General features: G+C 67.3%; 24 protein-coding genes. 17 read left to right on the top strand and 7 right to left on the bottom strand.

Annotated elements, in window-relative coordinates:
- The first annotated feature begins 109 nt into the window (after window positions 1-109).
- Window positions 110-610 carry a motility/cell cycle regulatory protein MopJ gene (gene mopJ, locus ACW18B_RS18850; protein ID WP_492051791.1) on the top strand — a complete coding sequence of 167 codons (501 nt, stop codon included), beginning with the start codon at window positions 110-112 and terminating at the stop codon, window positions 608-610.
- Between the two features lie 39 nt (window positions 611-649).
- Here mopJ and ACW18B_RS18845 read toward each other — a convergent pair whose 3' ends face one another.
- The 3 genes from ACW18B_RS18845 to ACW18B_RS18835 all read right to left on the bottom strand — a co-directional run bounded on the left by ACW18B_RS18845 (window position 650) and on the right by ACW18B_RS18835 (window position 2,782).
- The gene (locus tag ACW18B_RS18845) at window positions 650-1,561 is read right to left on the bottom strand and encodes a ribokinase (RefSeq protein WP_492048532.1); all 912 of its coding nucleotides are present in this window, start codon (window positions 1,559-1,561) and stop codon (window positions 650-652) included.
- Window positions 1,562-1,658: 97 nt separating this feature from the next.
- Window positions 1,659-2,459, bottom strand: coding sequence for a flagellar type III secretion system pore protein FliP (gene fliP, locus ACW18B_RS18840; protein ID WP_492048531.1), 801 nt, complete (start codon window positions 2,457-2,459; stop codon window positions 1,659-1,661).
- On the bottom strand, window positions 2,459-2,782 hold the full coding sequence (locus ACW18B_RS18835) for a flagellar biosynthetic protein FliO (protein ID WP_492048530.1): 324 nt from the start codon (window positions 2,780-2,782) through the stop codon (window positions 2,459-2,461). The genes fliP and ACW18B_RS18835 overlap by 1 nt, the downstream gene beginning before the upstream one ends.
- A 118-nt stretch (window positions 2,783-2,900) precedes the next feature.
- Here ACW18B_RS18835 and flgB point away from each other — a divergent pair, with 118 nt between their 5' ends.
- From flgB to fliE, 3 genes are read left to right on the top strand one after another with little or no spacing between them, the layout of a single operon-like run.
- Window positions 2,901-3,347 carry a flagellar basal body rod protein FlgB gene (gene flgB / locus ACW18B_RS18830; protein ID WP_492051789.1) on the top strand — a complete coding sequence of 149 codons (447 nt, stop codon included), beginning with the start codon at window positions 2,901-2,903 and terminating at the stop codon, window positions 3,345-3,347.
- An 11-nt stretch (window positions 3,348-3,358) separates the two neighbouring features.
- A complete protein-coding gene (gene flgC, locus ACW18B_RS18825) occupies window positions 3,359-3,778 on the top strand; it encodes a flagellar basal body rod protein FlgC (RefSeq protein WP_492048529.1) in 420 nt (139 codons plus the stop codon).
- A 10-nt stretch (window positions 3,779-3,788) separates the two neighbouring features.
- The gene (gene fliE / locus ACW18B_RS18820) at window positions 3,789-4,103 is read left to right on the top strand and encodes a flagellar hook-basal body complex protein FliE (RefSeq protein ID WP_492048528.1); all 315 of its coding nucleotides are present in this window, start codon (window positions 3,789-3,791) and stop codon (window positions 4,101-4,103) included.
- A 68-nt stretch (window positions 4,104-4,171) separates the two neighbouring features.
- On the opposite strand, the gene ACW18B_RS18815 is transcribed toward fliE, so the two are convergent.
- Together ACW18B_RS18815 and ACW18B_RS18810 are read right to left on the bottom strand one after the other, a co-directional pair.
- Window positions 4,172-4,666: a hypothetical protein gene (locus ACW18B_RS18815; protein ID WP_492048527.1), complete on the bottom strand. Its 495-nt coding sequence runs from the start codon at window positions 4,664-4,666 to the stop codon at window positions 4,172-4,174.
- Window positions 4,663-5,025 carry a hypothetical protein gene (locus ACW18B_RS18810; RefSeq protein WP_492048526.1) on the bottom strand — a complete coding sequence of 121 codons (363 nt, stop codon included), beginning with the start codon at window positions 5,023-5,025 and terminating at the stop codon, window positions 4,663-4,665. Before ACW18B_RS18810 ends, ACW18B_RS18815 begins: the two co-directional genes overlap by 4 nt.
- Before the next feature lie 513 nt (window positions 5,026-5,538).
- Here ACW18B_RS18810 and ACW18B_RS18805 point away from each other — a divergent pair.
- The 11 genes from ACW18B_RS18805 (at window position 5,539) to ACW18B_RS18755 (ending at window position 17,880) form a co-directional block, all read left to right on the top strand.
- Window positions 5,539-5,856 carry a PepSY domain-containing protein gene (locus tag ACW18B_RS18805; RefSeq protein ID WP_492048525.1) on the top strand — a complete coding sequence of 106 codons (318 nt, stop codon included), beginning with the start codon at window positions 5,539-5,541 and terminating at the stop codon, window positions 5,854-5,856.
- Between the two features lie 12 nt (window positions 5,857-5,868).
- Window positions 5,869-6,546: a response regulator transcription factor gene (locus ACW18B_RS18800; RefSeq protein ID WP_492048524.1), complete on the top strand. Its 678-nt coding sequence runs from the start codon at window positions 5,869-5,871 to the stop codon at window positions 6,544-6,546.
- A 26-nt stretch (window positions 6,547-6,572) separates the two neighbouring features.
- On the top strand, window positions 6,573-7,949 hold the full coding sequence (locus ACW18B_RS18795) for an ATP-binding protein (protein WP_492048523.1): 1,377 nt from the start codon (window positions 6,573-6,575) through the stop codon (window positions 7,947-7,949).
- A 338-nt stretch (window positions 7,950-8,287) separates the two neighbouring features.
- Window positions 8,288-9,580 (top strand): hypothetical protein, encoded by a 1,293-nt coding sequence (locus ACW18B_RS18790; protein WP_492048522.1) that lies wholly within the window; start codon window positions 8,288-8,290, stop codon window positions 9,578-9,580.
- A gap of 192 nt (window positions 9,581-9,772) precedes the next feature.
- The gene (ccmI, locus tag ACW18B_RS18785; RefSeq protein WP_492048521.1) at window positions 9,773-10,879 is read left to right on the top strand and encodes a c-type cytochrome biogenesis protein CcmI; all 1,107 of its coding nucleotides are present in this window, start codon (window positions 9,773-9,775) and stop codon (window positions 10,877-10,879) included.
- Window positions 10,876-11,373 (top strand): cytochrome c maturation protein CcmE, encoded by a 498-nt coding sequence (gene ccmE / locus ACW18B_RS18780; RefSeq protein ID WP_492048520.1) that lies wholly within the window; start codon window positions 10,876-10,878, stop codon window positions 11,371-11,373. The genes ccmI and ccmE overlap by 4 nt, the downstream gene beginning before the upstream one ends.
- On the top strand, window positions 11,370-13,352 hold the full coding sequence (locus tag ACW18B_RS18775; RefSeq protein ID WP_492048519.1) for a heme lyase CcmF/NrfE family subunit: 1,983 nt from the start codon (window positions 11,370-11,372) through the stop codon (window positions 13,350-13,352). Before ccmE ends, ACW18B_RS18775 begins: the two co-directional genes overlap by 4 nt.
- Window positions 13,349-13,903: a cytochrome c-type biogenesis protein gene (locus ACW18B_RS18770; RefSeq protein WP_492048518.1), complete on the top strand. Its 555-nt coding sequence runs from the start codon at window positions 13,349-13,351 to the stop codon at window positions 13,901-13,903. Before ACW18B_RS18775 ends, ACW18B_RS18770 begins: the two co-directional genes overlap by 4 nt.
- 101 nt (window positions 13,904-14,004) lie before the next feature.
- A complete protein-coding gene (locus tag ACW18B_RS18765) occupies window positions 14,005-15,573 on the top strand; it encodes a Do family serine endopeptidase (protein WP_492048517.1) in 1,569 nt (522 codons plus the stop codon).
- Between the two features lie 185 nt (window positions 15,574-15,758).
- Window positions 15,759-16,430, top strand: a complete 672-nt coding sequence (locus tag ACW18B_RS18760; RefSeq protein ID WP_492048516.1) for a response regulator transcription factor — start codon at window positions 15,759-15,761, stop codon at window positions 16,428-16,430.
- Between the two features lie 43 nt (window positions 16,431-16,473).
- Entirely contained in the window at window positions 16,474-17,880 is a 1,407-nt protein-coding gene (locus ACW18B_RS18755) for a sensor histidine kinase (RefSeq protein ID WP_492048515.1), read from the top strand.
- Window positions 17,881-17,890: 10 nt separating this feature from the next.
- On the opposite strand, the gene ACW18B_RS18750 is transcribed toward ACW18B_RS18755, so the two are convergent.
- Window positions 17,891-20,686, bottom strand: coding sequence for an AMP-binding protein (locus ACW18B_RS18750; RefSeq protein WP_492048514.1), 2,796 nt, complete (start codon window positions 20,684-20,686; stop codon window positions 17,891-17,893).
- Window positions 20,687-20,931: 245 nt separating this feature from the next.
- On the opposite strand from ACW18B_RS18750, the gene ACW18B_RS18745 reads away from it, so the two are divergent.
- Window positions 20,932-22,155 carry an FAD-dependent oxidoreductase gene (locus ACW18B_RS18745; RefSeq protein ID WP_492048513.1) on the top strand — a complete coding sequence of 408 codons (1,224 nt, stop codon included), beginning with the start codon at window positions 20,932-20,934 and terminating at the stop codon, window positions 22,153-22,155.
- On the opposite strand, the gene ACW18B_RS18740 is transcribed toward ACW18B_RS18745, so the two are convergent.
- Window positions 22,152-23,015: a M56 family metallopeptidase gene (locus ACW18B_RS18740; protein ID WP_492051787.1), complete on the bottom strand. Its 864-nt coding sequence runs from the start codon at window positions 23,013-23,015 to the stop codon at window positions 22,152-22,154. The two genes, ACW18B_RS18745 and ACW18B_RS18740, sit on opposite strands and share 4 nt — an antisense overlap.
- Window positions 23,016-23,130: 115 nt before the next feature.
- On the opposite strand from ACW18B_RS18740, the gene ACW18B_RS18735 reads away from it, so the two are divergent.
- A complete protein-coding gene (locus tag ACW18B_RS18735; RefSeq protein WP_492048512.1) occupies window positions 23,131-26,016 on the top strand; it encodes a bifunctional [glutamine synthetase] adenylyltransferase/[glutamine synthetase]-adenylyl-L-tyrosine phosphorylase in 2,886 nt (961 codons plus the stop codon).
- Window positions 26,017-26,029: the final 13 nt, after the last annotated feature.

Raw genomic sequence — 26,029 nt, 5'->3', positions numbered from 1 at the left:
CGCTTGACTCTTCACCGGTTTCTGGGGCTGCGACGTTGTTTTCACTTGCCCGCGATTCGTTCCTTAAGCGATAGTGAATCGTCGTGATTCCAACGGCTTGTTAAGGAATCTGAAGATGAACGCGCAGCTGAGCGCATCGGCCACGGCGGCCCGCGCTCACCAGGAGATGTTCGCCTATTGGGCGTCCCTCCGCCGGGGGGCTAGCCTTCCTGCGCGCGCTGATCTGAGCCCCGTGGGCATGAAGCGCATGCTGCCCACGGTCAGCCTGATCGATGTGGTCGGAGAGCCTCGCGATTATCGGCTGCGTCTGGCCGGGACCGGCCTCTACGGCGTCTATGGTCGCGAGATCACCGGCAAGAGCCTGTCGGACGTCTACAACACCGCCGCCGCCGACTACTGGCGCAAGGAACTGGACAAGGTTGTCGACGGCCGCCGTCCGGGCGTTGGGGTCCACAGCATGGCCTGGCGCGGCGCGCCCCATACCTCGATCCTGTGGCTTCGCCTGCCCTTGGCCAGCAACGGCAAGGATGTCGACATGATCCTGGGCTATGACGCGGTGATCGGCTCACAGATCTCGGAGCACGGCTTCAGCGGCATCCGCGCGGCCTGATCCTGAAGTCCCGCTCTCCCTGGGAGAGCGACGTAGTACTCACCCCTCCAGAAACGCCTCGACCTCGCTGCGGCTGGGCATCGACGGCGCGGCGCCGTTCTTCTGCACGGACAGGGCGGCGGCGGCGTTGGCGGTCTCGACCGCCTCGCGCAACTCCATGTGCGACGCCAGGGCCGCGGCCAGGGCGCCGCAGAAGCAGTCGCCGGCCCCGGTGGTGTCGATCGCCTTGACCTTGCGGCCCTCGATCAGGAAGGCCTCGTCGCGGCGCACAGTGGCCACGCCGGCCGAGCCCAGGGTGACGATCACCGTCTGGTCGGGGCGGCTCATCAGCTTGCGCGAGGCCCGCGACACGTCTTCCAGCTTGACCGGCTCGTGGTCGAGCTTGGCATAGGTCGCCAGTTCGGTCTGGTTGAGAATGAGGATGTCAGTCAGCGGGAACAGCGCCGCGCCCTGGGGCAGGGCCGGGGCCGCGTTGAGGATGCGCAAGGCTCCCTTGGCCGCGCCCGCCCGGAACAGGGCCTCGACCGCCTGAGGCGGTGTTTCAAGCTGGCTGAGCAGGACGCGTTGACCCTCCAGCGGCGTGGCGGAGACATGCTGGGGGGTGATCGCGGCGTTGGCGCCGCTGGTGACCACGATCATATTCTCGCCGCTCGACGCAACCCAGACATGGGCCTGGCCGGTGGGCACGCCTTGCAATTCGCCGACATCGGACACCTGCACGCCGTAGCCTGCCAGCGTGCTCTTCAGGCCGGGGCCGCTGTCTTCGCGACCCACCGCCCCCATCAGCCGGGTGGGGGCGCCCATGCGCGCGGCGGCCACGGCCTGGTTGGCGCCCTTGCCGCCGGGAAGCAGTTCCAGCGACAGGCCCGACACGGTCTCGCCGGGGCGCGGCAGGTCATCGACCCGCGCGACGGCGTCCAGATTGATCGACCCCAGGACAAAAACGCTCATCGTCCAACCCTAACGGTCCGCTCGTGCTGAGCAGACTCGCCCCTTTTTTTGATGCGTGACTGACGCCAAAAATGGCGACGGCTTTCGGCTTTCACGTTTATCCCGCAGCGCCGCGCTGGAAACTTTCGACCAGACTGCCTGCAACGAGTCGCCAGCCGTCGACCAGCACGAAGAAGATCAGTTTGAAGGGCAGGCTGATGGTCGCCGGCGGCAACATCATCATACCCATGCTCATCAGCACGCTGGCCACCACCAGGTCGATGACCAGGAACGGGATGAACAGCAGAAACCCGATCTCGAAGGCGCGCTTCAGTTCCGAGATCATGAAGGCCGGGGTCACCACCTTCAGCGGGGTGTCCTGGGCGGTCTTCGGCTTGGGAATCTTGGACAGGCGCACGAACAGCGCCAGGTCGTCGCGATCGACCTGCTTGAGCATGAAGGCCTTCACCGGGCCGCCGGCGGCCTCGAAGGCCTCGGGCAGCTCCATCTGTTGGTCCAGCAGCGGCTTGACGCCCAGATCGTAAGACCGCTCGAAGGTGGGGCCCATGACGATGGCGGTCAGGAACAGGGCCAGGCTGATGATCACCGGGTTGGGCGGGCTCTGCTGGATGCCGATGGCGGTGCGAAGCAGGCCCAGCACCACCACGATCCGCACGAACGAGGTGGTCATGATCACGATCGACGGAGCCAGGGACAGCACGGTCAGCAGGCCGACCATCTGGACGACACGTTCGGACAGGCCAGCTCCGGTGCCCAGGTTCACATTGATCGCCGATTGGGCGAGGGCGACATTGGGCAGCACCACGGTGGCCAGGGCCGCCAGCAGCGAGATCGCGGTGGCGCGGCGCAGATCCGCGGGATTGGCGCCGGTCAGGGTCTTGAACAGATCGCGGATCATCAGACCACGGGCTCCGGGGCAGGGCGAACGGACTTCGGGGGCGGGGCGGGGACAGGAACCGAGGCCTTGGGACCCCAGTCCAGCAGTTTGCCCTCGCCCAGCAGCATCAGGCGCTCTTCGCCGTCGAGGCTGAAGATCACCAAGCGGCGGGTGGGGTCCAGGGCCAGGCTCTCGACCACCTTCAGGCGGCGGATCTGGCGCGAGGTGACCAGGCGCGACAGGGCGTCGGGGCCAAAGCGCCGCAGGGCGTAGGCGGCCAGACCAATCAAGCCCAGGGTGACGGCCAGGGCGGCGATGGCGCGGATGAATTCGAGGATGTCCATGACGCCCGGATCGACCAGTTCAGCGAGACAAGATGGCGCAGGCGAATAGCCCCGCTGACACTGGTGTGCCTGATGCTCCTTAATGGCCGATTAACCCTGTTTCTTCACCATGTTGGTTATGGGTCCCGACGACATTCCCCTTTTCGGCATGCTCAAGAGCCGGCTTGGCTATCTGTCCCAGCGGCAGAAGGTCATCGCCCAGAACGTGGCCAACGCCGACTCGCCCGGCTATCAGCCGCGCGATCTGAAGCCCTACAGCTTTCAGGCCTCATTGATGAACCAGGGCTCGGATCAGCAGCCTTATCGCGGTGGTCGGATCGCCCCGACCAATGGCGTCCCGATGATGGCCACATCGAGCGGGCACATGGCGCCGTCCAATCCGCCCAGCGCCTGGCGGGCGACGGCGGGCGCCGATTCGGAAACCACCCTCGACGGCAACGCCGTGACCCTCGAGGACCAGATGCTCAAGATGACCGACGCGCGCATGAACTATGACGCCGCCGTCGGTTTCTACCAGAAGTCCCTTTCTCTGCTGCGCATGGCGTCGCGCAAGCCCAATAGCTGAGGACGACCGCGATGCCCGAGATCAAGTCCAATCCAATGGCGACCATGGCGGTGGCGGCCTCGGCCCTGCGCGCCCAGCAAGGGCGCATGCGGGTCATCGCCGAGAACCTGGCCAACGCCAACTCCACCTCGCGCACCCCGGGCGGCGATCCGTATCGTCGGCAGGTGCCAGTGTTCAAGCCGACCAAGGTGCAGGGCGCCGAGGGCGTACAGATGCTGCGCGTCGATCCCGACCAGAGCGACTTCAAGACCGAATATGACCCGGGCAATCCGGCCGCCGACGCCAAGGGCTATGTCAAATTGCCCAACGTCAATTCGCTGGTCGAAGCCCTGGACATGAAGGAGGCGCAGCGCGCCTACGAAGCCAATCTCAATGTCATCGAGACGGCGCGCGCCATGGAATCGCGCACCCTCGACCTGCTGCGCAAATAGGGGCTGACCGATGATCACCGCGCTCGCCGCCGCCAAGGCCTACGCCTCGCAAGGCGCCATGTCGGTCGGCAGTATCGGCTCGATTGGCGGAGGCGGGGCCTCCAAGGGCGTCGACTTCGGCCAATTGCTGAAATCAGCCATGACCGACGTCACCCAGGCCTCCAGGGCCGCCGAAACCAAGGTCGCCCAGCAGGTGGCCGGCAAGGCCGACCTGGTCGACGTGGTCACCGCTATCTCCTCGGCCGAGGCCAGCCTCGAAACCGTGATGGCCGTGCGCGATCAGGTGATCTCGGCCTACCAGGAAATCATGCGGATGCCGATCTAGGGCGCTGGCTGGCGGACAGTTGAGTCCGCAGAGGAGGCGCTATTCAAGTCTAGCGCCAGTCCGCGTCTTCAGGCGCGGCGGCTCGCTTCATCGGCTTGGCGCAGCATATCCACCAGGGTGTCGTGCGACCGCCTCACGCTGGTGAGGATGCCCGGACGCAGAATGACGCGGCGGGGCACGATGAAGCCGTCCGTCACCCGGTCGACCAAGCCTTCAGTGACCAGATCCAGAACCCGGCGCCGGACGGTCTCATAGGTCAGGCCCAGCGCGGCGGCGATCTGCGACGCTGTTACCGGGCGGCGTTCAGAGTCGTCGACCAACTCATGGTCGCGGCTGGCGGGCTCGACCGGCAGATGCGCGATGTTGCTGGACCAAAGGGTGAAGAACACCAGCCCATCGATGACCGACTGGCGGCGGCCCGTGTCGACGACGTCGATCCAGCCCAGGATGTGGGCGGTGGCTCGCCGCAGGTCGTCGCGCGCGGCCCAGAAGCGTTGGGTGCTTTCCGGCGTTTCATCGACAGGGGGAGTGAAGTTGTCGTTGGCCGCCGGCTGTGTGATCACGAACGCCCGCCCGGGACGACGATCAGGGGCGGCGTGCGGCGCGGGGCGACCGCCATCCTGGCCTCGGCCTCTGCCTCTGCCTGGGAAAGGTTTTCGCTCTGAGGCGCGACGGGCGCGCGTTCAAGAACCCCCATCAGCGCCCGAGCCAACTGCGCCCAGGCCCCGTTTTCTGTAGGGGGGACATGGGTTGAAATCATCTGGGCGATCCGGGCGTGGCTGGTCAGGCCTGAGCCGACCATCACTTCGCACAGCGGCAGGAAGGTGGCGGCGTAGAGTTTGACGATGTCCGCCGACGAAAACTCCGGCAGAGGCTCGTAGGTTTCGTCATCGGGGCTGGCGTCGAAATTTTCCAATTTCATCTCCGCGATCCTCCGGGCCGCGCGATCCGCGGGGCCCCGGGGGCTTGAATATTTCGACGCCCCCGCACGTCGAGTGATGGTTTCACGCTGTTCAGACTGAACAGGTCGCCCAAGATGGCGACGCCGAGACATGACGTTCGGCGCGTGATGATCCTGCGATCAACGTATTGCTCGCAGGATACTATTTTCCCTATATCGCAATTTGTACAGCATAGATTGATCTGCTGGCGTTAAGGTTTGCGGATCTGGTCTGAAAGCTTGAGTAAAAAAGCGCTATAAATCGCATGCCCAAAATGGGTATATATTGAAAATACGGGGTTTGAAGGTCGAATTGTGGCTTGATGATTGCTGAGGGGCGGGGAAGGTGTGACGTTTAGACGCGCCTGCTTTGCGGGCGACTGGACGGAGCCGACAAAGTCGCCGTCGTCCCTTGCGACGTGACAGAACGCCACACCCCGTTCATATACTGGCCGTTCAGTCTCCATTCAGCCGCGCCCCCTTAGACCGGAGAGCATGAAACCGATCCGCGCCCTTCTCGTCGCCGCCGCGATCGCCGCCGCCCTGCCGGGCGCGGCGTCGGCCCAGCGTCGTCAGGATTCTCTGGGGGCCGACTGGCGCGCCCAGTCGGATCAGGCGCGCGGTGGCGTGCAGTCCGGCCGCCTGGTGCCGTTGTCGCGGGTGATCGAGCAGATCGCCCGTCGCACGCCGGGACGGGTTCTGGACGCCGGGCTGGAAGGCCGAAACTACAGGGTCCGGTGGGCCACCACCGACGGCCGCCGCATCGACTACATCGTCGACGCCGAGACCGGCCAGATTCTCAGCGCCAATTAAGGGCTTCGTTGCATGCGTATCCTGCTCGTCGAGGACGATCCCGACCTGTCGCGCCAGCTGAAATTGGCTCTGGGCGACGCGGGTTATGCCGTCGACCACGCCGGTGACGGCGAAGAGGCCCAGTTCCTGGGTGAGACCGAACCCTATGACGCCGTGATCCTGGATCTGGGCCTGCCCAAGGTGGACGGGGTGTCTGTGCTGGAGCGCTGGCGCCGCGGCAATGTCGCCACGCCGGTGCTGATCCTCACCGCCCGCGCCGCCTGGAGCGACAAGGTCGCCGGCTTCGACGCCGGGGCCGACGACTATCTGGCCAAGCCCTTCCACACCGAAGAACTGTTGGCCCGGCTGCGGGCGCTGCTGCGCCGCTCGGCCGGCCACGCTGCGCCAAGCCTGTCGTGCGGGGCCCTGCGGCTGGACCCACGCGCCGCCCGGGCCAGCGTCAATGGCGAGCCCCTGCGCCTGACCTCGCTGGAATACCGCCTGCTGCACTACATGATGATGCATCAGGGCCGGGTGATCGGCCGCACCGAGCTGGTCGAGCATCTGTACGATCAGGACTTCGACCGCGACTCCAACACCATCGAGGTGTTTATCGGCCGGCTGCGCAAGAAGCTGGGTTCGGACCGTATCGAGACCGTGCGCGGCCTCGGCTACCGCCTGACCCCGCTGGAGGGCGAGGCGACCGAGTGAAGCGCGGGGGGCGCCTCTGGGGGCTGTTGAACCTCCGCCGAAGCTCCCTGGTTTTCCGGCTGGTCCTGCTGGCGACGATCTGGACCCTGATGGTCGTCATCGCCGCCGGCATCTTCGTCAACGCCCAGTTCCGCGACGCCGGTATCCGGCGGTTCGACCAGTCGCTGTCGATGCTGACCGACGATCTCTATGCCGGATCCAGCGTCGAGGAGGGCGGGGTCAAAGCCCCGTTCCTGACCGATATTCGCGCGACACGGGTCTATTCCGGGCGCTATTGGACCATCTTTGACACCCTGGATCAGGGCGGCCTGAAGGCGATCGCCCGCTCGCGCTCTCTGTTCGATAGCGACCTGATGCTGTCGTCCGAGCAGGTCGACCGGCTGGTGGCGGCGCCGGGTAAGACCTTGTTTTTCGACATGGCCGGTCCGCAGGACAAGCCCTTGCGGGCGGCGGCGATCCTGGCCCGCCTGCCGGGCCATGCCACGCCGATCGTGTTCATCGCGGCCGAGGATCGCTCTCCGATCGACGCCGACGCCAACCGCTTCGTGCGCATCACGGCGATCGTGCTGCTGATCCTGGGCGGCGGTCTGATCCTGGCGGTGGTGGTGCAGGTGCAGTTCGGTCTGGCGCCGCTGTTCAGCCTGCGGCGCGAAGTGGCGTCGGTCCGGCGTGGCAAGACCGAGCGGCTGGCCGGGGTCTATCCCGAGGAGTTGGAACCGCTGGCCGTCGAGCTGAACGCTTTGCTGGCCCACAACCAGGAAGTGGTCGAGCGCCAGCGCACCCATGTCGGCAACCTGGCTCACGCCCTGAAGACGCCGCTGTCGGTGATGCTGACCGAGGCCAGCCAGCGGCCGGGCCCGCTGGCCGAGGTGGTGACCCGCCAGGCCGAGGTGATGCGCGAGCAGGTCGACCACCATCTGCGCCGGGCCCGCGCCGCGGCCCGCTCCCAGACCGTGGGCGAGCGCACGCCGGTCGAGCCGATCCTGGACGAACTGGCCGTGACCCTGGAGCGGATCTTTCAGGACAAGGGCATCGAGATCGACTGGCGCTGTCCCGAGGACCTGTGCTTCCAGGGCGAGCGTCAGGACCTGACCGAGTTGGCCGGCAATGTCATGGAAAACGCCGGCAAGTGGTGCAAGGGCAAGGTGCGGGTGGTCGCCACGCCGGCCGAGGCGGGGCGCTGGACGCTGGTAGTCGAGGACGACGGCCCCGGCCTGCCGCCTGATCGCTGGAGTGACGCCCTCAAACGCGGACAGCGGATGGACGAGCACACGCCGGGCTCGGGACTGGGCCTCTCCATCGTCGACGAACTGGCGCGCGCCTATGGCGGCTCGGTGACGCTTGGTGAATCGGCTCTGGGTGGCCTGCGCGTTTCGCTGGATCTGCCGCAATCGGAAACCTAGCGCCTTTTCCCGGCTGGGCTATGCGTGTCAGATCTAAAATACTCCAAACTATTGATTTTTAAATCTTTTGTATCCGTTTTGGCGGGGATCTTCCGTCCGGATCGGGTCAGGCGCGGCTCTTGCAGCGCCGTCGGGTTGAGCGCCACCGATCCGGTGACCGCTAAACCTCTGGCGTTTTTGATCTTTCCGGGCCCCGTAGCTGACGCGCGCGGGCGGGCTTTTTCGCCGGGTTTCGGAAAGTTTTAACCTCGTTGGCAACATGGTTGACGCTGTCGGTCGTTTCGACCCGGCGGGGGACCATGGCCGCAATCGCAGCGCATAAATTGCAGATCGTTCGGATGCTGGTGGAAACCGCGCCGGACTCTGCCTTGCGCAGCCTTGAATTGGCGCTGTCTGGAGTCAGCGGTCCAGGCGGGCTGGCGCAGGTGCGCGGTCTGGTCGAGGACGAAACCACCGAGCGGTTCGTCCGCAACACGGTGCTGGGACCGATCGTGCCCCTGTGCGCCCCGCGTGGGGTGGCCCAGATCAGCTTTCCCTCCCGCGTATTGCCGTTGATCTGGAAGGCGCTGAAGGCTGTTGCGCCGCACAAGGTCAAAGAAGCCGCCGCCAAATGTAATCCCTGGGACCTCGAACAGGGGGCGCCCGAAGTGTTCGACGAACTCTTCCGCTTGGCCGCCGACGGGCTGCGCGATCCCCAGCAGGAAGCTTTCGACGCTACCCGGGGGCTGGGCGTGACCGACGAACTCACCCGCTGCCTCGAGATCTCGCACATCGTCCGCAGCGCCCTGCCCAAGCTGTCGGAGTGGGTCAGCCGGATGAGCGAAGAACGGGGGGCCGCCGCGCGGCTGGCCTATCGCGACGCCTGCGCCATCCGCGAGGATTCCGGATCACGCCTGTTCGACATGCTTTCCGCGCACCTGCCTGAGGACTGGCGGATCCTGCGGGTGATCTCGGCGGTCATGGAGCGGCCCAATGATCGCTATCTGGCCTCGTCGGAGGTCAGCGCCTTTGGCGAGCGGGTCCTGGTCGATATCCAGGCTACGATCGACCTGATCCGGGATTTCGACCTCGACAAGGGGGAAGCCAAGGGTCTGGAAGCGGCCCGGGCCGCTCAGCGCGCAGCCTTGCAGATCACCGAGTTCGAGCAGTCCGTCAATCTCGCCAAGGATGGTCCCTGGGGCCGGCGACTGCTCCGCTACAAGCCGCAGATCGCCCAGGCGGTCGAGCTGCGGATGAACACCGCCGACAAGGAGCTGGGTGATGCGCTGCCCACCCGGCCGATCTCGATCCTGGGCAAGAAAGGCGGCAAGGGCGTCGCCAAGCTGGTCGAGGCGCCGGACCTGAAGCGGGTAGGCCGAGCGACCGCCATCCTGGTCTTTATCGAACACCTGCGTCCCTGCGCCGCGCAGAGCGGATACGGCGCGACGCGGGCCAAGGTACTTGAAAAGCTCAATGGTCGGCTGGACCAATATATCGAGGATGTTCTCTACGCCGCTCGCACCGGCGAGGACTGCGACCCTGCCGTCGCCCAGCAATATCTGGACGTGGCCGCGCGCTTCATCGGCTATACGCGTGACGGCAAGACAGCCGAGATCGTCCGCCGACGCATGGCCGCAGCGATCGCCGCCTGATCCGTCCCCTAATTTGGCCATGCTTGACGTTGACCCTGCCTTCAATCCGGAGGCTGCGGCTATGCAACTTTCATCGATCGGCCCTGGCGCGCGACGGCTGCGGGAGCGCCCGTGCGGCCGAAGCTTTCATCCAGGCCCCTTAAGCGCTTTTTTCGCTAACGGCGGACCGGCTTTCCGGCTAACACGCGGCGCATGATCATGTTCTGGATCTCGGCGGCGGGACTGTCGGCCGCGGTCGGCGCGCTGATCCTGCGCGGCGCCGCGCGGGCCGGCGCCGCTGACGGCGCATCGACAAAACTTGACGCCCATAAGCGCCAACTGGGCGAGATTGACCGGCTGGCCCAGGAGGGGCTGCTGGACGAGGCTGAACGCGAGGCCGCGCGCGCCGAGGCCGGACGCCGGCTGCTGGCCGCCGCCGACGCCGGCGAGACCTGGGCCAAGGACGGTCGAGGACCGCGCCGGGCCATCGTCGCCTCTGCCGTCGTCGCGCCGCTGGCGGCGCTGGCGGCGTATGTTTTCATCGGCTCTCCGGGTCTTTTCGACCAGGCCTTCGCCGCCCGGGTGGCGGCGTGGCGCAACACTGATCCGGCCCAACTGGATCCGCCGCGTATCGCCGCAGTGCTGGAGAGTATCGCCGCCCAGCGGCCCCAGGACGCCGAGCCGCTGAAACACCTGGCCATGGCCCGCGCCGCGTCGGGCGACATGGCCGGCGCCGAGCAGGCTCTGCGGCGCGCCGTGCGTCTGGCCCCCGGGCGCGCCGATCTCTGGACCGCTTTGGGCGAGACCTTCGTGGCCGAAGCCAAAGGCCAGATCGGCCCCGACGCTCGCCTGGCCTTCGGCGAGACCCTGAAGATCGACCCCACCAGCCTCAGCGCCCGCTATCACCTTGGACGCGGCAAGATCGCTGATGGCGATGTTGTGCGCGGTCTGGCCGACTGGCGCGCCATCGCCGCCGAACTGCCGCCCGCTGACCCGCGTCATGTGGCCCTGGTCAACGAGATTGACGCTGTCGAGCAGGCCGGCGGCCTGCCGGCCCCGGTCGCCGCGCCGGAGGACAACGCCCAGGTTCAAAACATGATCGCGGGCATGGTCGAGGGCCTGGCCGCACGGCTGGCGACCTCGCCTGATGACCCCGACGGCTGGGTGCGGCTGGTGCGGGCCTATGCTGTGCTGGGCGAGACCGGCAAGCGCGACGCCGCCCTCGCCAGCGCCACCCAGCGCTATGCCGGCCAGCCCAAGGTCCTGGCCGCCCTGCGCCAGGCCGCCGATACGCCTCCGCAGAAGAAGATGGGCCAATGAGCTTCTGGCCGAAATCCCGCAAGGCGCGACGCCGCCTGACCATCCTGCTGGCCATAGCCCCGGTGCTGGCTTTGGCCGTGGGTCTGGCCCTGTACGGCATGCGCGACGCCATCTCGCTGTTCTACACCCCCGCCCAGGCGCTGGAGGCCCACGTCAAGGCCGGCCGCAAGGTGCAACTGGGCGGCCTGGTTCAGGCCGGCAGCGTCGTCAAGCATCCCGGGGGCGATGTCGAGTTCGTGGTGGCCGACCACAAGGCGACCGCGAAGGTGAAGTTCCACGGCGACCTGCCCGACCTGTTCCGCGAAGGGCAGGGGATCGTGGCCCAGGGATCGTTCGACGAGAGCGGCGTCTTCATCGCCAAGCAGGTCCTGGCCAAGCACGATGAGCGCTACATGCCGCGCGAAGTCTCCAAGGCGCTCAAGGAGCAGGGCGAATGGCGCGGGGGTGGCGCGGCGCCGCCGACCTATGATGCGCCCAAGGGGCCCAAGCCATGACCGTTGAACTGGGCGCCTTCGCCCTGGTCCTGGCCCTGATGCTGTCGGTGCTGCAGACAGGTCTGTCGGCAGTGGGCGGCGCGCGGCGCTCGCCGATGCTGGCCGGGGCCGGGCGCGGCGCGGCCGTCGGCGCTTTTCTGGCGACGGCGGTCACCTTTCTCGCCCTGGTCTGGGCCTTCGTAACCTCGGACTTCTCGGTGGCCAATGTGGCGGCCAATTCCCACACCGCCAAGCCGATGCTGTTTAAGGTGGCCGGGGCCTGGGGCAGCCACGAAGGCTCGATGCTGCTGTGGTGCCTGGTCCTGACCGGCTATGGCGCGGCCATGGCCCTGTTCGGGGCCAGCCTGCCCCCGCGCCTGCGGGCCTATGCGGTGGCCGTGCAGGGTGCGCTGGGCGTGATGTTCCTGGCCTATACGGTGTTCGCCTCCAACCCGATGACCCGCCTGCTGGATCCGCCGGTCGAGGGCCGCTCGCTCAATCCGCTGCTGCAGGACTGGGCCCTGGCGGTGCATCCGCCCTTCCTCTACGCCGGCTATGTCGGTTTCTCGGTGGTCTACAGCCTCGCCATGGGGGCCCTGATCGATGGCCGCATCGACGCGGCCTGGGCCCGCTGGGTGCGGCCCTGGACCCTGGCGGCCTGGAGCCTGCTGACCATCGGCATCACCCTGGGCGCCTTCTGGGCCTATTACGAGTTGGGCTGGGGCGGCTGGTGGTTCTGGGATCCGGTCGAGAACGCCTCGTTCATGCCTTGGCTGATCGGCGCGGCCCTGCTGCACTCGGCCATCGTCATGGAAAAGCGCGGCGCCCTGCCGGGCTGGACCGCCTTCCTGGCCCTGGCGGCCTTCACCTTCTCGATGCTGGGCGCCTTCCTGGTGCGCTCGGGCGTGCTGACCAGCGTCCATGCGTTTGCTGTGGATCCGACCCGCGGCGTGCTGCTGCTGATCATGATGGGCGTGGCGGCGGGGGCGGGCTTCCTGCTGTTCGCGATCCGCGCCCCGTCGCTCAATTCCGGCGGCCTGTTCGCGCCGGTCAGCCGCGAGAGCGCCATCGTGCTCAACAACATCGTGCTGTCGACCGCCACGGCCACTGTGCTGCTGGGCACGCTCTACCCGTTGATCCGCGAGGCCATCGACGGCGAGGCCGTGTCGGTGGGCCCGCCGTTCTTCAACCTGACCTTCACCCCGTTGATGCTGCTGGCCCTGGCCATCCTGCCGGCCGGACCGCTGCTGGCCTGGAAGCGCGGCGACGCCTCGGCTGTGGCCCGCCGTCTGTGGGTGGCCCTGGCCGCCGCCGCCGTGCTGGGCCTGGTGACCTACGGCCTGATCGTCCCGCGCAAGGCCCTCGCAAGCGCCGGCGTCGCGCTTGGCGTCTGGCTGATCTGCGGGGCCCTGACCGAGTTGGCACAGCGTCTGAAGTTCCCCGGTGCGCCGCTGGCCGAGATGTGGCGCCGGGCTGTCGGTCTGCCGCGCGGCGGCTGGGGCACGACCCTGGCCCATGCCGGCCTGGGCGTCTTCGTTCTGGGCGCGTCGTTCGAGACCGCCTGGCGGGTCGAGCAGGCCCAGGCCCTGAGCCTGAACGCGCACTTTCAACTGGGCGCCTATGAGTTGACCCTCACAGAGGTCGGCACGGTCGAAGGGCCCAACTATCTTGCCGAGCGGGGGATGGTGCGGATCACCGACAAGGCCGGACGTCTGGTCTGCGCCGCCCAGCCCGAGCGCCGGTTCTACCCCACCGGCGGCCAGACGACCTCCGAGGTGCATATCTGCCCCAAAGGCCTGGACGACCTCTATATCGTGCTGGGCGAGCGCCGGGCCGGTGAAAATGGCAAGCCCGCCTGGCTGGTGCGCGCCTATGTCAATCCGTGGGTGCGGTTGATCTTCCTGGGTCCGTTGCTGATGGCGATTGGCGGCGCGGTGTCGCTGTCGGACCGCCGACTACGCCTGGGTGTCGGGCGCAAGGCTTCGGAGGCTTCGTCGTGAAGTCCCCTCGGTCGCGGAGTTTATCCTCGGGCCAAAGGGGGTTTCGCGCGGCCCTGGCCGCCCTGGCGGCCGTCGCCTGCATGGCTGCTGCGTCCGAACCGGGCGAACGTCTGCCCGATCCCGCGCAGGAGGCCCGCGCCCGATCGCTGTTCCGCGAGGTGCGCTGCCTGGTCTGCCAGAACGAGTCGATTGACGATTCCCAGGCCGATCTGGCCGGCGACCTGCGGCGAATCGTCCGTCAGGAAATCGCCCAGGGTCGGAGCGATCGCGAGGTCCGCGCGTTTCTGGTATCGCGTTATGGTGAATTCGTGCTGCTGAAGCCGCCGTTTTCGGCGGGTAATGCGGCGCTCTGGCTGGCTCCCGTGGGGATTTTGGCCGTTGGCGGCGGTCTGATGGTGGCGCTGCTGCGCAGACGGCGCGACAATGGAGCGGTCGAATTCGACGAAGCTGAGGGTCTGTCTTCCGAGGAAGAGCGAAGGCTGGCGGCTTTGCTGAAGGGCGATGGTCACGATTGCGCCGAAAAGCCGCCGCAAGAAGCACCTTCTGTTTGACGAAAAGAGCATTCGAGAACCATTGCGCGATATGTCATCGCCGCTAGGTTCTGAGATAACAGATCCCGGCGCCCGGCGCCGTGGATGAGGAAAGACAAGAGATGACCGCTAGGAAGTCGGGTTTCGTTGTGGGCGCCATCGCGGGCGCTGGTGTCGCCGCCGCCGCGCTGGCGGGCATGGGCATGCGCATGGGGACGGCCGGCGCGGCCGAGACCCCCGCGGTGACCCGGGTTGCGACCCTGGGCGTTCCCGCCTTCGCGCCGCCGCCTGGCGCGCCGATGTCCTTCGCCGACATCTTCGAGAAGGTGTCCCCGGCCGTCGTCCAGATCAATGTGACGTCCAAGGCCGCCGCGCCGCGCCTGCGCATCCCCGGGCTTGAAGGCTTCGACATCGTGCCGCGCGGCCAGAAGCCGGGCGCTGAAGGCGAGGACGACGCTCCGACTGGTCCCAAGCAGCAGTCCTCCGGCTCGGGCTTCTTCATCTCGGCCGACGGCTACATCGTCACCAACAACCATGTCGTCGCCGACGCTGACGAGATCAATGTGGTGATGAAGGACGGTCGCGAGCTGAAGGCCACCGTGGTCGGTCGCGACGAAGGCACCGATCTGGCGGTGATCAAGGTCATCGACCCCAAGGCCAAGGGCGCCGACTTCCCGTTCGTGAGCTTCGAGAACCAGGCGCGGGCGCGCGTCGGCGACTGGGTGATCACAATCGGTAATCCTTTTGGCCTGGGCGGCACCGCCACGGCCGGCATCATCTCGGCCTATAATCGCGACCTGGGCGACAGCTCGTCGCGCTTTGTCGACTACATCCAGATCGACGCCCCCATCAACCGCGGCAATTCGGGCGGCCCCAGCTTCGACATCTATGGCCGGGTGATCGGCGTCAACACGGCGATCTTCTCGCCGACGGGCGGTTCGGTCGGCATCGGCTTTGCCATTCCGGCCGATGTCGCTGAAGCCACCGCCAAGGAGCTGATCGCCGGCGGCAAGATCGTGCGCGGCTATATCGGCGCCAATATCCAGGACTTCTCGCAAGAGATGGCCGAGGCTCAGGGCATGCCTGACGTCAAGGGCGCGATCATCGCCGAGCTGGTGCCGGGCGCCCCGGCCGCCAAGGCTGGCCTGATGCCGGAAGACATCATCACCGCCGTCAACGGCGTCAACGTCAAGAGCAGCTCGGAGCTGACCCGCGAAGTGGCCAAGGCCAAGCCGGGCGAGTCCATCCGCCTGTCGATCCTGCGCGGCGGCAAGCCTCGTGCGATCGAGGTCAAGTCTGGCGTCCGTCCCGCCGAGGGCGCGCTGAACGCCAATGACAACGACAAAGAGGATGACGGCGCTCAGGCCAATCCCGACAAGCCCCAGACCCAGAAGTTCGAGGCTATGGGCCTGACCCTGGCCCCGCTGGATGCTGCGGCGCGCGCGACCTACAAGATCGACTCCGACGTCAAGGGCTTGCTGATCGCCGGGGTCACGACGGACTCCGATGCGGGCGAGAAGGGCCTCGTGAAGGGGGACGTGCTGTCCAGCGTCAATGGCGCGGCGGTGAAATCGACCGGTGATGTCGCCACGGCGATCGCGGCGGCCCGCAAGGAAGGCCGCACCAGCATCCTGGCCAAGATCGTCCGCCAGGGTCGTCCGGTGTTCGTGCCGCTGAAGATCGAACGCTAGACCGTCTGACTTTTGAGCAAGATCAGTCCCGCTTCGGAGCTTCCGGGGCGGGACTTTTCATATCTGTCGAAGGTTTAAGGGACGGGTAGGGGCAAAAACGCTATCCACTCGCCAAGGTTCGCGCGATCGGACAGAATCGAGAGAACGTCGCGTCTCTGTCCGTTTGACGCATGAGGGGGTAGCTGATGCGTATTCTGATCATCGAAGATGATATCGAGGCCGCCGGCGCGATGAGCCACGGTCTCACCGAGGCCGGCTACGAGTGCGTCCACGCCGCCGATGGCGAAGCGGGTCTGACAGCGGCCGGCAAGGGCGGTTTCGACGTGCTGATCGTCGATCGCATGATGCCCAAGAAGGACGGCGTCGAGGTGGTCGAGACCCTGCGCCGCGAAGGCGACAACACCCCGGTGCTGTTCCTGTCGGCTCTGGGTGAGGTCAGCGACCGCGTCGTGGGCCTGAAGGCCGGCGCCGACGACTATCTGGTCAAGCCCTACGCCTTTCCCGAACTGATGGCTCGCGTTGAAGCCCTGTCGCGCCGCCGCGAGACCGGCGCCGTGGCCACGACCCTGAAGGTCGGCGAGCTGGAAATGAACCTCATCAACCGCACGGTCCATCGGGCGGGCAAGGAGATCGACCTCCAGCCGCGTGAGTTCCAGCTGCTGGAATTCATGATGCGTCACGCCGGCCAGTCGGTGACCCGCACCATGCTGCTGGAAAAGGTCTGGGAATACCATTTCGACCCGCAGACCAATGTCATCGACGTGCACGTCTCGCGCCTGCGCAGCAAGATCGACAAGGGCTTCGACCGCGCGATGCTGCAAACCGTGCGCGGCGCCGGCTACCGCCTCGATCCGTAGGCGGCGCGACATCGCCGCCCTGTTGGGCCAGAAGAGCTAACCCATGCGCCTGCCGCGCCTTCTCCGCACCACGCCGTTCCGGCTGACCCTGCTGTTCCTGGCCCTGTTCGCGGCCGCCGCCAGTGCGTTCCTGGGCTATATCTACATCGCCACGGCCGGCGAGGTGAACCGCCGCGCGGACGCCGAGATCAGTCGCGAGATGGAGAGCCTGGAGGCCGCCTATCGTCTGGGCGGGATCAATGCGCTGAACCAGGCCATTGTCGAGCGGGCCACCGGCGACCGGCCTTTCCTGTACTTCCTGGCCGACAAGAGCGGAAAGCGGATCTCCGGCTCGATCGAGGCTTCGCCGCTCGACGATTTCGAGGGCGATGGTCCCAGCTGGGCCAGTTTCAAGGTCACCGAGGTCGATCTGGACGGCGCCGAGATGCGCAACGCCGCGCGCGGCGTTCAGGAGCGGCTGAAGGGCGGCGAGGTGCTGTTCGTCGGCGCCGACGTGGCCGCCTCCGAGGGCTATGTCCGCAAGATCGTCCGGGCCCTGTGGGGTGCGGGGGCGCTTGTGATCCTGCTGGGTCTGGTCGGTGGGGTGCTGATCAGCCGCAATGTCTCGCGCAGCATGCAGGGCCTCGTCGATCTGGTGGCCGCCGTCCAGGCCGGCGACCTGCAGGCCCGGGCCAAGGTGCGCGGGGCCCGTGACGAGTATGACGAGCTGGCCGAGGGCCTCAACGACATGCTCGACCGCATCGAGCGGCTGATGGGGGGGCTGCGCCACGCTGGCGACGCCATCGCCCACGACCTGCGCTCGCCGCTCACCCGCCTGCGCGCCCGCATGGAAGTGGCCCTCATCGACGCCGAGAACGGCAAGGGCGATCCGGTGGCGGCGCTGGAAACCGCCCTGCAGGACGCTGACGGGGTGCTCAAGACCTTCAACGCAGTCCTGGCCATTGCGCGTCTGCAGGCCGCTGGCCAGGCGCCGGACCAGAAGAGCTTCGACTCCAGCGAGCTGGCCAGCGACATGGCCGAGCTGTACGAGGCCAGCTGTGAGGACAAGGGGCTGGACTTCAAGGCCGAGATCACCCCCGCGCTCCATATTCGTGGCAATCGCGAGTTCATCGCCCAAGCTCTGGCCAATATCCTCGACAACGCCATCAAATATACGCCGGAAGGCGGGGCGGTGATGCTGCGCGCTCGGCGCCGTTCTTCCGGCGAGCTGGAGTTTTCGGTCACCGACACAGGCCCCGGCGTGCCCGACGAGGACCGCGCCCGCGTCGTCCAACGCTTCGTGCGCCTGGAAAACAGCCGCAGCGAGCCGGGCGCGGGCCTGGGTCTGTCGCTGGTCCAGGCCGTGGCCGCCTCGCACGGCGGTCGGTTGGAGCTGGCCGAAGGGCCGGGCGAGTATAACGGCTTTGGGCCGGGGCTACGGGTGGCGTTGGTGCTGCCGCGGGTGGAGTAGCCTCTAAGGTCTAGCGGCTCGCCTGGGCCTTGCCCGTTCTCATGTTCGGCAAGGGGCGTCGGGCGCTGCCATCTCGAAGGGACGCCCACAGTCCGCCGACAGTCTTTAGCCCCCAGTTCCACGCGCTCCAGGCGGCCACGCCGAACGCCAGCGCGCCGACCCAGGCCCAGACCAGATGGGCGTTGGTGAGGTGGGTGAAGACAGCCAAGAGCTTGAAATGGAGCAGGTAGATAAAGAACGACGCGCCGGCCACCAGATAGATGGGCGTCAACAGAATGCGGGGCAGGGGCAGCTTTGGAGCGACGAACAGCACCGCGGCGATGGGGGCGACAGCGAGGGCGTCCGCCGCGCCATAGAAGATGCTGCTCACCGCCGCATAGGCCACGGTCGCGACCAGGGCGGGGAGCTTCCAGCGATCGCTCGTCAGCCCGGTGAGCGCCGCCAAGGCGAAGGTGGCCAGGTGCGTTGTTGGCGCATGGTTGAAGAATGACAGCGGATTCAGCGCGACCCTTCCGAAATCTTCGATGAAGAAGAACGGCAGCAGGAAACGACCCATAAGCCCCAGAACCACGGCTGCGACGGCGGCGGCCCGCGCAGGCCGCGCAGCCTTGATCCCGTATTTGAAAATCAGGAACAGCGCCGCATAGATGAGGATGATGTGGACGATGCAATGGACGTACCACATGATCAGATCGTGCCCGCCAAAGGCGTTCGGGCCCGCCGTGGGCATCCCGACATAGTCGATCAGATCCGTATAGAGCAGCGGGCCGGAGAGGCGGATTGGATCGTGGGTGATCAGCTTCAGGAGAGCTGTGGCGGCCTCATAGGCCAGGAGCGGGGCCAGCAATCCCTTGAGCAGACGGCCTATCGGCCTTGAGCTCGACTGGTGCTCCATCTCGTGGAGTTGCAAGGTCCCGAAGATGTAGCCGGACACCCAGAGCAGGGCGCTGGTGGCGCTGCCGCCGGTGAAGATCAGTTGAAAATGGCTGGCCACCACGGCGCAGATCGCCAGCGCGCGCAGCAGGATCGCGGTCTCGATCCAGGCGAAGACGCCGTGCTTTGCGTCACCTTGCCGGGTGGCGGCCAACTGAGCGATTGTCATCGTGGTCCAGCCATCGGGGACGTCGCCCAAGGTCTGCTCAATCGAGAGGTAGGCTGTCACATAGGAGAGACTGTCGCCGCCCAATGAAGCGAAGCTGCTTTCGGGGCCGACGGCCTGACGCCCAAACAGCTCTTGCCAGTCCTTGACCAGGGTCGCCTCGACGCGCGTCAGAGGGGGCGTCGGCAGCGGCGGGGAGATCCGTTTTTCACGTTCGTCGGCGATCAGGGCCTGGCGGTCGATCTTGCCATTGGGCAGTAGCGGCAGGGCCGGCAGGACTGTGACAACGTCCGGCGTCATGTAGCCGGGGAGGCTGGCCCCCACCAGGGCGCGGACCGCCTCGGGGTCCAGTGCGCCTCCGCCGTCCAGGGGTTGGACGAAACAGCCCAGTCGCGGAGTATCCGTTGTGCCGAGATTGAGCGTGATCGCCTGGGCGACATAGGGGAGTTTCAGGGCGGCGGCGGTGATCTCCGCCATTTCGACGCGATAGCCGCGGACCTTGACCTGATCATCGCCACGACCCTGGATCATGATCTGGCCGTCAGAGCGGCGATAGCCCAGGTCGCCGGTTGCGTAAGTCTGCAGTTCACCGGTTCGCGTCGACAGCCTTTGGCCTTTGGCGACATAGCCCAGCGGCAGCAGGGCGGATCGGACAACGATCTCGCCGATCTCCTCGTCGCCTGCGCGCGCTCCGGAGGGCGCGCGGATGTCGACTTCAAAGCCATCGACGGCCTGACCGATTGGGGCCTTGTCGTCCCAAGGCGCTGACGCGGTCCGGAAGACGCTGACGGCCTGGGGCGTTTCGGTGGCGCCGTAAAAGTTGACGCTCTCACAGGCGGGCGCGATCCGCGCCAGGCTTTCGACCGTGACGCGTCTCAGCACATCGCCGCCCCAGAAGACGTAGCGCAGGTCTTTCAGCGGCCGGCTTCGGTCGCGAACCGAGGTCAGCAGATGACCTAGCGCAGGCGTCATATGGGCGACGGTGGGGCGCGTTCTCAGGAACCAGTCGTGTAGGCCGCCCGGCGCCGTCAGGGTCGCCTGGGTCGGAATGTGGATCGAGGCGCCCAGGCTGAGCGGCGTGAAGATGTCTCGCAGGATCGGGTCGTGCGACAGGCCAGACAGCAGGGTGAAGCGGTCCCGCTGGTCCAGATCGAAGGTGCGGGCTTGCCAGTCGACGAAATTGATCAGCGGCCGATGTGACACGACCACACACTTGGGCGCGCCAGTGCTGCCCGAGGTGAAGAGCAGATAGGCGGCGTCGTCGGGCGAGATCTCTCGGATGAGGCCCTCGACGTCTGAACTGCCCTGCAGGCCTTGGTCCAGACCGACGAGGATGCCCGGCAGGCCAAGCTGCGACAGATCCTCCAGGACCTCGTCCTTGGCCGCGAGCAGCAGCCGGGGCTGGCAGAGCTCGAGCATCTCGCCAAGGCGTGCGGCCGGATAGGCCAGGTCGAGGATCACGAAGGGGCTGCCCGCTCGCGCGCACGCGAGGGCCGCGACCACCACATGCGCACCGCGCTCGGCGAGGATCGCCACCAGGCCGCCGTCGGCCTTGCGGCTGATCCGGACGGCGAGCCGGTTCGATAGGACGTCCAGTTGGCCGTAGGTGATGGCTCGCTCGCCGCCGGCGATCGCGAGGGCCCCTGGCGTCAGGCGAGCCCGATCGTCGAACCTGGAATGGATGAGATCCGCGTTTTTCATAAGCATCGCAGACGCCGCGCCCGTAGTGTTCTTTTGATCATGGGGCGAACCCGTTCCTCCACCACTAGAGGTGGCGCGTTAAAAATTCATACCGCATGAGGTCAGAGCGCCCGCTGACCCTTTCCGCCAGGCACGGCGCCCACTTAAGTGGCGCGGCGAGCCCAACAGCGGATGACGCGCCCGTCAGGGGTCGAACGCTGGGCTGGCGCGGTCCAGGATATCGTTCGGTGATACAGATGCGGGGGCCCGGCATGACTTTGCAAATCGATCCGATGACCAGTCGGCGGCGGCTGCTGGCTAGTCTGGGCGGCTTGGGGTTGATGGGCGTGGCCGGCTGCGCGCCGGGCCAGATGATGCGGCCGGGCCCGTTGTCCAACGGCCTTGGATCGTTCGACGCCGTGCCGTCGCTGCCGCCGATCCGCATGCGCCCCGACCGGATCTCCAAGATCACCGTCTGTCTGCGGCCGTTCCGCAAGGCTGGCCCGCGCCTGGATGTCGAGACGGTCGGCGACAAGACGGTGGTCCACAACTACGGCCATGGCGGCAGCGGCTGGTCGCTGTCGTGGGGTTCGGGAACCATCGCGGCCAAGAACGCCATGTCGACCGGCGCGCGCGACATCGCCGTGATCGGCTGCGGCGCCCTGGGCCTGACCACGGCCACCCTGCTGCGGCGGGCCGGGGCCAATGTCACCATCTATGCCAGCGAACGCTTGCCCTATACGCGTTCGGCGCGGGCCACCGGCACCTGGTCGCCCGACTCGCGCATCGCGGCCGTCGGCGCCACTGCGCCCGGTTTCGAGGCGCAGTGGGAGGAGATGTGCCGCACCTCCTACAAGGCCTATCAGACCTATCTTGGCCTGGCCGGCGATCCGGTGAGCTGGACCGACCGCTACAACCTGTTCGACACCGCCCCTGGTCCCGGCCGCACCACGCCGCATGATCCCAATGGCGTGCAGTTCGTCGACTATGTGGAGCGGGTGCGTGACATCACCCCGCGCGGTGTAGATCTGGCGCCGGGCAGCCATCCCTTCCCGACCCCCTATGTGCGGCGCGCCTCATCGATGCAGTTCAATGTCGCCGAATACGGCCACCTGCTGATGACCGACTATCTGCTGGCCGGCGGCAAGATCGAGACCATGACCTTCAATACTCCTGCCGATCTTGCGGTGCTCAAGCAGGCGGTGGTGGTCAACTGCACCGGCTATGGCGCGCGGGCGCTGTGGAAGGACGAGAGCATCGTGCCGGTGCGCGGCCAGATCGCCTGGCTGATGCCGCAGCCCGAGTTGACCTACGGCCTCTATTACAAGCACGTCTCGATCTTGCCCCGGCGTGACGGTGTCGTCGTGCAGTATGTCGGCGAGACCGAGGGCTGGGGCTATAACGACGACAACGAGACCGCCAGCCGGTCCGAGGCCGAGGCGGCCATCGCGACGATCGCCGGGCTCTACGGACGGGCGGCCGCTCGGGCTGGCTAAAGCTTGGCGGGCCCTTCTGGCGCGACCGGGGCCAGTTCATACTGGTCCAGTCCGCGCGGCGCGACGGTCCACACCGTCAGGAATGCAGCGACCGCCAGGGCGGTCAGGGTCAGGAATCCGGCGATCTCGCGGCGGCGGCTGGGTTCGCGTCGGCTCAGCAGGCTGACGCGCAAGACCAGCGGATGGGTCGCCCAGCCGCAGGCCAGAGGCGAGGAGCCCTGCGCCATCTGCGCCTTCAAAAGGGCCCTGGCATAGTCCACGCGGATATGTCGACGCAGGGCCAGAACCGTGGCGTCGCAGGCCAGTTCCTGGTCGATGCGGACGAAGGCCGCGCCCAACTGGATCAACGGGTTGAACCAGCCCAGCAGCTGGCACCCGACGATAGCCAGATTGGCCACCGGGTCGCCGCGATGGATGTGGGTCCGTTCGTGAAGTTGAATCAGCTCGCGCTCGCGGGCTTCGAAGCGCTGGGCGAAGTCGGCGGGCAGAACGATCCTGGGCCACAGTACGCCCATGACCGCCGGGCCGGCCTGACCGCGCGCAGCGCGGCGCCGAAAGGCGTGCTCCTGCCAGGCGACAAGAGCGGTCGCCGCCGCCGCGCCGCCGAGCCAAAGGATCAGCAGTCGCATCGCCAGGTCCGAGCCGAGAGGCGCAGCGGGCGCGCCGACTTCCAGTGTTTCGGCCAGGCTGGGAAAGGCGCTGGCCGCCGCCGCCGCCGGCACGATCGCCCACAGGCCATAGGCCAGGCGCGGGCCAAACAGGCGCCGGACGGGCAGCCGCAGGGCCAGGACCAGCACGACCGCCGCCGCCGCCGCGATCTGGGCCCGCATCAGGGTCATGGCGAGCAGTTCAGCTAGCATCACGCGTTTCCCCACCCAAGTTGGTCGTCGCCGATATTACTATGCTTACAATTGTAAAATGAGCCGTCAAGCGCCTGCCTTGCTCGCTTGGCCGCGCCGGGCCACGGTGCGGCCCATGACTCGTCTGCTTGAACGCCTCGCCCGCTGTGGTCCGATCGTTGACGCCAAGGCGGCCGAACGGGCCCATGAGACCCTCCTGCGCAAGGTCGGCGAGGCGGCGGCGGTCGATGTCGAGGCGGCGTGGCCGGCCCTGGCCCCGGTGTTCGCGGCCTCGTCCTATCTGGCCGGCCTGGCGAGACGCGACGCGGCGCGGCTGCCCTCGATCCTGAACGCGGACCCGCTTGACCGCCTGGCCACGATCCTGGCCGCCGCTGACTCGGTCGCCGCCGAGCCGGACTTCGAGACCGCTCGCAAAGCCTTGCGCGAGTTGAAGGCCGACCTGCACCTGCTGACCGCCCTGTGTGACCTGGGCGGGGTCTGGGACCTGGACGCGGTGACCGGGGCCCTGACCCGCTTCGCCGACGCGTCCTTACGCGCCGCCCTGGCCCAGGCCGTGCGGCTGGAGGTGGATCGCGGCGCCCTGACGGCGATCGGCGAGACCGAAGCCGGCCCGGCTATGGGCCTGTTCTGCATCGCCATGGGCAAGCATGGCGCGTTCGAGCTGAACTATTCCAGCGATATCGATTTTTCGATCTTCTACGCGCCTGAGAAACTGCCCGTGGCCGAGGGGATCGAGCCCCAGGGCGTGGCGGTGCGCATCGCCAACCATCTGGGCCGGATCCTGCAGGAGCGCACCGCCGACGGCTATGTGTTCCGCATCGACCTACGCCTGCGCCCCGACCCGTCCTCGACCCCGCCGGCCATGCCCGTCGACGCGGCCCTGGAATATTACGAGACCGTCGGCCAGAACTGGGAGCGCGCCGCCCATATCAAGGCGCGGATCGCGGCCGGCGACATCGCCCAGGGCGAAGCGTTCCTGGCCGAACTTCAGCCATTCATCTGGCGCAAGAATCTGGATTTCGCGGCCATCGCCGACATCCATTCGATCAAGCGCCAGATCCATACCTACAAGGTCGATGACCGACTGACCGCCAAGGGCGCGGACCTGAAACTGGGCCGGGGCGGCATCCGCGAGATCGAGTTCTTCGTCCAGACCCAGCAATTGATCCTGGGTGGGCGTCAGAGTGATCTGCGCAGCCCGCGCACCCTGGACGCCCTGGCGGCCCTGGCGGCGGCCGGCCATGTCACCGCCGAGGACGCGGCCTGGCTGTCCCGCGCCTATCAGGATCTGCGGGCCCTGGAGCATCGCGCTCAGATGATCGCCGACGAGCAGACCCACAAGCTTCCGGAGTCCGACGCCGATCGCAAGAAGGTCGCGGCTCTGTGGGGCGAGGGTCATCTGCGCGTGTTCGACGCCGCCGTCGGCAGGATCCTGAAGGGCGTCAATGTCCGCTATGGTCGCCTGTTCGCCGGCGAAGAGGAACTGTCCTCGCGCTTTGGCAGCCTGGTGTTCACCGGGGTCGAGGATGATCCCGAGACCCTGGCCACGCTGAAACGCATGGGCTTTCCCAGCCCCGAGCGTGTAGCCGCCACCATCCGCAGCTGGCACCATGGCCGCATCGCCGCCACCCGCACCGAGCGCGGGCGCGAGCTGTTCACCCGCCTGGCCCCACGCCTGCTGGACGCCGCCAACGCCACGGGCGCCCCCGACACGGCCTTCAACCGTTTCGCCGACTTCTTCGCCTCCTTGAGTTCCGGCGTGCAGATCCAGTCGCTGTTCCTGGCCCAGCCCCGCCTGTTCGAGCTGATCGTCGAGGTGATGGCCTTCGCTCCGCGCCTGGCCGCCACCCTGGCCCGGCGGCCGACGGCCTTGGACGCCCTGTTGGACCCGGCCTTCTTCGGCCCGATGGCGGTTCCCGAGATCGCGGCCTGGGATCCGGCTGACTATGAGGGCGCGATGAACGCCGCCCGGCGGCTGTTTCGCGACCAGAGCTTTCGCATCGGGGTGCGGGTGATGAGCGGCACGGCCGGCGCGCGCGACGTGGGCGCGGCCTTTGCGGGTCTGGGCGATCTGATCGTCGGCGGCCTGGCCCCTGCCGCCCTGGCCGAGACCGAGCGCCTGGGCGGCGCCTTCCCCGGTCAGGTCGCCGTGGTGGCCCTGGGCAAGGCCGGCTCGCGCGAGATGACCGCCAAGTCGGACCTTGACCTGATGACCCTCTACGCAGCCGAAGATCCGGCGGGGATGTCGTCGATCAAGGCCTGGAGCGCCGAGAGCTTCTATGCCCGCTTCACCCAGCGCCTGACCTCGGCCCTGTCCGCGCCGACCGGGGAGGGGACGCTGTACGAGGTGGACTTGAAGCTGCGGCCCTCGGGCACCAAGGGGCCGGTGGCGGTCAGTTTCGCCGCCTTCGAGGACTATTACGCCACCGAGGCCGAGACCTGGGAGCTCCTGGCCCTGACCCGAGCCCGGGTGATGTGGGCCAGTTCGCCGGCCTTCCAGATCCGGGCCGAGGCGGCGATCGCTGCGGCCCTGCGCCGGCCGCGCGACCCGATCAAGACCGCCGCCGACGTGCTGGAGATGCGCGCGCTGATGGAGCAGGAACGCCCCGGCCAGGGCGTCTGGGACCTGAAGCTGACCCCTGGCGGGCTGGTCGATATCGAGTTCGTCGCCCAGTTTCTGCAGCTGAAACACGCCGCCGAGGGCGGGCCGCTGGCCCAAAACACCGGCGACGCCCTGGCCGCGCTGCGCAAGGCGGGCCTGGGAGATGACGCCGCCCTGGCCTGTCTGGAAACCGCCTGGCGGCTGGAGCAGGACCTGTCGCAACTGATCAAGGTGGCGCTGGAGGACGGCGGCGATCCGGACGCCGAGCCCAAGGCCTTCAAGGCCCTGCTGGCGAGGGCCGGTCACGCGCGCACCTTCACGGCGTTGAAGACCCGGCTGGCCAAGGCCAAGCTCGAGGCGCGGGCGGCGTTCGGCACGGTGATGGGGGCGGAGGGGTGAGGGCGCTATAGGC

This window comes from Caulobacter sp. FV2ps19 (assembly GCF_058681035.1).
This window is presented reverse-complemented; position numbering and strand designations above follow the sequence as displayed.

Bases quoted from the DNA above. Each gene is read 5' to 3' on its own strand.
- ACW18B_RS18745 (WP_492048513.1), top strand. From the start codon at position 20,932: ATGACTTTGCAAATCGATCCGATGACCAGTCGGCGGCGGCTGCTGGCT.
- flgC (WP_492048529.1), top strand. From the start codon at position 3,359: ATGCCCGAGATCAAGTCCAATCCAATGGCGACCATGGCGGTGGCGGCC.
- ACW18B_RS18805 (WP_492048525.1), top strand. From the start codon at position 5,539: ATGAAACCGATCCGCGCCCTTCTCGTCGCCGCCGCGATCGCCGCCGCC.
- ACW18B_RS18810 (WP_492048526.1), bottom strand. From the start codon at position 5,025: ATGAAATTGGAAAATTTCGACGCCAGCCCCGATGACGAAACCTACGAG.
- ACW18B_RS18790 (WP_492048522.1), top strand. From the start codon at position 8,288: ATGCTGGTGGAAACCGCGCCGGACTCTGCCTTGCGCAGCCTTGAATTG.
- ACW18B_RS18775 (WP_492048519.1), top strand. From the start codon at position 11,370: ATGACCGTTGAACTGGGCGCCTTCGCCCTGGTCCTGGCCCTGATGCTG.
- fliE (WP_492048528.1), top strand. From the start codon at position 3,789: ATGATCACCGCGCTCGCCGCCGCCAAGGCCTACGCCTCGCAAGGCGCC.
- ACW18B_RS18755 (WP_492048515.1), top strand. From the start codon at position 16,474: ATGCGCCTGCCGCGCCTTCTCCGCACCACGCCGTTCCGGCTGACCCTG.
- flgB (WP_492051789.1), top strand. From the start codon at position 2,901: ATGGGTCCCGACGACATTCCCCTTTTCGGCATGCTCAAGAGCCGGCTT.
- ACW18B_RS18735 (WP_492048512.1), top strand. From the start codon at position 23,131: ATGACTCGTCTGCTTGAACGCCTCGCCCGCTGTGGTCCGATCGTTGAC.
- ACW18B_RS18800 (WP_492048524.1), top strand. From the start codon at position 5,869: ATGCGTATCCTGCTCGTCGAGGACGATCCCGACCTGTCGCGCCAGCTG.
- ACW18B_RS18750 (WP_492048514.1), bottom strand. From the start codon at position 20,686: ATGCTTATGAAAAACGCGGATCTCATCCATTCCAGGTTCGACGATCGG.
- ACW18B_RS18845 (WP_492048532.1), bottom strand. From the start codon at position 1,561: ATGAGCGTTTTTGTCCTGGGGTCGATCAATCTGGACGCCGTCGCGCGG.
- ACW18B_RS18760 (WP_492048516.1), top strand. From the start codon at position 15,759: ATGCGTATTCTGATCATCGAAGATGATATCGAGGCCGCCGGCGCGATG.
- fliP (WP_492048531.1), bottom strand. From the start codon at position 2,459: ATGATCCGCGATCTGTTCAAGACCCTGACCGGCGCCAATCCCGCGGAT.
- ccmI (WP_492048521.1), top strand. From the start codon at position 9,773: ATGATCATGTTCTGGATCTCGGCGGCGGGACTGTCGGCCGCGGTCGGC.
- ACW18B_RS18835 (WP_492048530.1), bottom strand. From the start codon at position 2,782: ATGGACATCCTCGAATTCATCCGCGCCATCGCCGCCCTGGCCGTCACC.
- ccmE (WP_492048520.1), top strand. From the start codon at position 10,876: ATGAGCTTCTGGCCGAAATCCCGCAAGGCGCGACGCCGCCTGACCATC.
- ACW18B_RS18765 (WP_492048517.1), top strand. From the start codon at position 14,005: ATGACCGCTAGGAAGTCGGGTTTCGTTGTGGGCGCCATCGCGGGCGCT.
- ACW18B_RS18740 (WP_492051787.1), bottom strand. From the start codon at position 23,015: ATGCTAGCTGAACTGCTCGCCATGACCCTGATGCGGGCCCAGATCGCG.